Below are 4,106 nucleotides of genomic sequence, written 5' to 3' on the forward strand. Positions count from 1 at the left end.
CACCTCGTTATCCAACGAAATTGTTGAGCTGGATGGCGAAACAGATCAAATTGTTAACGGTAATATTATTCAGAGAAAAGGTGCAGAAATCAACTCGTATTACATGGCACAATCGGCCGGAGTGGTGGCTGCTACCGGAGCTCAGTTGTATTGGGTTTACGACCTTGATCCGGATGGTAATCCCGGTGACTCCTACCTTTCTGATGACTTCCAGAAAGCATCGCAAAGTAAACGTATATCCGGCAGCCGTATTCCTGATTTTTACGGGGGCTTTGGCAGTAACTTCAAAATCTATAAAAACTTCGACATGTCGTTTATGACCACTTTCTCGGTGGGTGGAGAAGTTTACGAGAGTGTTTATTCCAATCTGATGAACCCGATTTACATTGGTACCAATTACGCTGCCAACGTAGAACGCGCCTGGAGAAAACCCGGCGACATTACTGATGTTCCGCGTATTCAGAACGGAACCGGTTTCTCGCGCCCGTTTACCGACAGTCAGCTAATCGATGCATCGTACTTTTCAATAAAGAATATTACGGTAGGTTATACGCTTCCTAAAACCATTCTGCAAAATGTGGGCATCGAAAATGTTCGCGCTTATGTGGCAGTCGACAACCTGGCCATATTCTCTCATCTTGATGGTATGAATCCGCAGTTTGATTTCTCAGGAACTACCGACTTTTCATATACTCCGGTGAGAACGAGTCTTTTCGGAATTGAATTAAAATTTTAAAACAAACAGATCATGAAAATAGATAAGATCCTTATCCTGTTATTTCTGGTATTCGCAGGTTTTGCCTGCCAGGATGAACTGGACACAAACCCTACAGACAGTACATCGGGTGATGTTTTATTCTCCGATGTTCAGAAAGCGAATGTGGCGCTTAACGGAATTTACCGCGCCATGTACGTGGCCGACGAGTGGTCGGCAAACTGGGCCGATGAAGAGTTCGGGGTTACCGCATTTTTGCTTACCTACGATCTTATGGGCGAAGATATGGTACAAAATGAAGGCGGAAGCGGCTGGTTCTGGTTCGATTACATGTACAATGTAAAATCAGATTACACACATAAAAGCGGCCGCCCTTATTCGGTGTGGTTTTTCTACTACACGGTAATTTCAAATGCCAACTCGATTATTGCATCAGAGGAAAATTTAACGGGGGCACCATCGGAGATCAGCAGCCTTATCGGGCAGGCTTATGCTTTGCGCGCTTATGCTTATTTCAGCCTCATCCGTTTCTATCAGCAAACCTATGTGGGTAACGAAAATGCTCCGGGAGTTCCAATTTATACCGAACCAACGACCAACGCTTCGGAAGGAAGTCCGCGAGGAACGGTAGCAGATGTTTACACACAAATTGATGCTGATCTTCAGCAGGCATTAACATTGCTCGATCCGGATGTGGCAGCACCACGTATTCATCCGTCGCATATCGATTACTACGTGGCCAACGGATTAAAAGCGCAGGTAGCCCTGGAAAAACAAGATTGGCCAACCGCCGAATCGGCAGCTACAATGGCCATGAGCGGAGGAACGACAATGCTGTCGCGCGAGAACCTGGCAAACGGTTTTGGATTTAACGATGCCAACTCAGGAACAGTGCTTTGGGGCCTGCAAATTATTTCCGAGCATATTAGCGACACGCAATCGTTATTTGGACATATGGATGCCAGCACATCGTCGTATGCCGAAAACGCACGAAAATGTGTGAGCTCGTGGTTATACAACCAAATGGCCGATACAGATGTAAGAAAACAAATGTGGTGGAATGGCCCGCTGGCAGAAAATGCACCTCTGGGAACACAGTTGAGCTACAACCAGTTTAAATTCCGCTTTTCAGATCCTACAAATGCTTTGGGCGATTATATTCTGATGCGTCACGAAGAAATGATGCTGATAAAAGCAGAAGCACTTTGTATGCAAAACCGATTTGGTGAGGCACGAACCATTCTTACTGAACTGATGGAAGAACGCGATCCGAATTACGATATTTCAGGATTGACAGATGCCAGTACACTAACCATAAACGATGCAAACGGCCCAACAACTCCGCTTGGAGGTTCATCAACCTTACTCGACGAGATTATCCTGCAACGACGCATTGAATTGTGGGGCGAAGTAGGCCGTATTCTTGATATTAAACGTTTAAAAACGGGTTTCTCGCGCGATTTCGAAGGCAGTAACCACACACAAAAACTACTGTCGCGCAATACACTCGATCCGGAATATCCTGATTTTGTGATGTCGATACCACAATCGGAATTTGACGGGAATAAAAATATGGACGAGGTGAGTGATCAAAATCCATGGGCTGACAATTAAAAATTACGATTATGAAGAAAATACAATTAGCACTATTGGTTTTTGTTCTGGCCTTAACAGCATGCGACCAGGACAATATCGGAGAACTTTACGAAACCGATGCGTATGTAGCTTTTAGCTCTTCCATCGTGGTCAACAATCTCCTTACAGCCGAAAACAATTATTCAGTAAACGTTCAGGTTGTGCGTACTGATGGAACCGGAACAGAAACGGTTGGCATCAGCCTTGAACCAAACGATAACATTGATGGCGTTTTTGAGTTGGAAAGCAATACGGTAACTTTTAATGATGGTGAAACAGTTGCATATGCCAAAATTGTTCCGCTGGTACCTCCTACCGGAATTGCACCGGGTGTTACCTTTAATTTTAACCTGAGTTTAAGCGATGCAACGGTATCGGAGTTTTTTGGAACAACGACATACAAAGCTACACTTAAACTTGATTTCACAGCAATTGGCACGGGAACATTCGACTCGCCATTTTGGGGCGAGGTATTGCAACCTGAAATGTACGAAGCCAGCCTTGGCACCGTACAGTTGTACAAAACAATAGGCTTGTACGAAAGTGGTTATGATATTATTTTCATTGTGGACGGAACGAATGTAACCGTGAATGCCCAACCGGCATGGTACTACGATGATGAGTACGGCGAAGTATATGTTGAAGGTAGCGGCACCATTGACGGCAATGTTATTTCGGTAACGCTAACACATTTTATTCCTGATGTGTATGCATGGGATTCATCGGTTGAGGTTTTGACTTTACCATAACGAATCTAGCCAAAGATAAACACTTAAAAGGGTTGCCGACAGGCAGCCCTTTTTTTTCTGAAAGTCCCCATCTTTTTATGTGTATTGCCGTTTGAGTTTCGTCCGGGAGAACCATCTGGCTTCGATCTGCTTTCTTCGCTGGACGATTTCCCTTTAGTCATTTCATCCCGGCGCTACGCACCGGGTTATTCACATTCGACGCTTCCAGCGTCTTAAAAACTTGCAATTGCAACATTGCGGGTCAATAAACTCGTCTTAACTTTGTAATTCAGCTCAATATCCCGAAGGGATAAAATGTGACTAACCTCGGGTGAAACCCGAGGTTGATGTGCGGTAATTTAAAGGCGCAATCAGTAAGCTGTTCAATGCTCAATCGTTGTGTGCGCCTTGTAATCTGGCCATTGTTATAAAATGCTGTGAACAGACTTCACCTTCATTCCTGTTGGTGATTCCCGGAAATCATGAATGTTTTATTCCGGAAATTCGTGTATCCGGCTAAATTTTCGTTCCACCGTATTTTCGGAATTTAATCGTTTCAGCGTAATGGTATCTCCGGCAAAATCGATTGTCCAAAAATCTCTGCTTACACTTCCTCCGTAAGGAATCATTTCAACTTCAGGTTGGTGCCCGTGAACATTGTAAACACCATGAATTCTAACCTTTCCGGAGCGAATATCAAAGCGGCCATCCCAACGAAAGAAAATGCTGGCTTTACCAACTTCTGCATCCTCTGTCCCGAAATAATCGCCATCGCCAACCGCATCCTCCAGTTTCCATAAACCAAGAAGTTCGTCGCCATACGTTGCGGGCAGATGATCCGAGCGTTTTAAAGTTACTTCAACACTCTCCCCATCTTCACTTCTTTTCCAGGTCATCCGATCGTTTTCCAAAGTAACCTTAAACGGTTCGGCCGGATCTTTTATGCCGTTTTCATTAACAACCGATAGTTCGTTTGTTTCGGCGTTAAGGCTCCAGGTTCAGTAAGAATGTTGCAACCATCCGTTCCC

Annotated in this window: 4 protein-coding genes; 3 read left to right on the forward strand and 1 reads right to left on the reverse strand. The window is 44.6% G+C overall.

All coding sequences use genetic code 11. The features are described 5' to 3' along the window. The 3 genes from ABZB17_RS21075 to ABZB17_RS21085 form a co-directional block, all read left to right on the forward strand. Positions 1–736, forward strand: a 736-nt coding sequence (locus ABZB17_RS21075) for a hypothetical protein (protein WP_372653357.1), incomplete at its 5' end; no start/stop codon positions are given. 12 nt (positions 737–748) lie between these two features. Then, the gene (locus ABZB17_RS21080) at positions 749–2,329 is read left to right on the forward strand and encodes a RagB/SusD family nutrient uptake outer membrane protein (RefSeq protein ID WP_372653360.1); all 1,581 of its coding nucleotides are present in this window, start codon (positions 749–751) and stop codon (positions 2,327–2,329) included. Positions 2,330–2,340: 11 nt separating this feature from the next. After that, entirely contained in the window at positions 2,341–3,099 is a 759-nt protein-coding gene (locus tag ABZB17_RS21085) for a hypothetical protein (RefSeq protein ID WP_052670608.1), read from the forward strand. Between the two features lie 470 nt (positions 3,100–3,569). On the opposite strand, the gene ABZB17_RS21090 is transcribed toward ABZB17_RS21085, so the two are convergent. Beyond that, positions 3,570–3,974 (reverse strand): hypothetical protein, encoded by a 405-nt coding sequence (locus ABZB17_RS21090; RefSeq protein WP_372653362.1) that lies wholly within the window; start codon positions 3,972–3,974, stop codon positions 3,570–3,572. Positions 3,975–4,106 lie beyond the last annotated feature (132 nt).

Origin of the sequence: Draconibacterium sp. (assembly GCF_041583095.1) — a bacterium.
Taxonomy (GTDB): Bacteria; Bacteroidota; Bacteroidia; order Bacteroidales; family Prolixibacteraceae; genus Draconibacterium.

Bases quoted from the DNA above. Each gene is read 5' to 3' on its own strand.
- ABZB17_RS21085 (WP_052670608.1), top strand. From the start codon at position 2,341: ATGAAGAAAATACAATTAGCACTATTGGTTTTTGTTCTGGCCTTAACA.
- ABZB17_RS21090 (WP_372653362.1), bottom strand. From the start codon at position 3,974: ATGACCTGGAAAAGAAGTGAAGATGGGGAGAGTGTTGAAGTAACTTTA.
- ABZB17_RS21080 (WP_372653360.1), top strand. From the start codon at position 749: ATGAAAATAGATAAGATCCTTATCCTGTTATTTCTGGTATTCGCAGGT.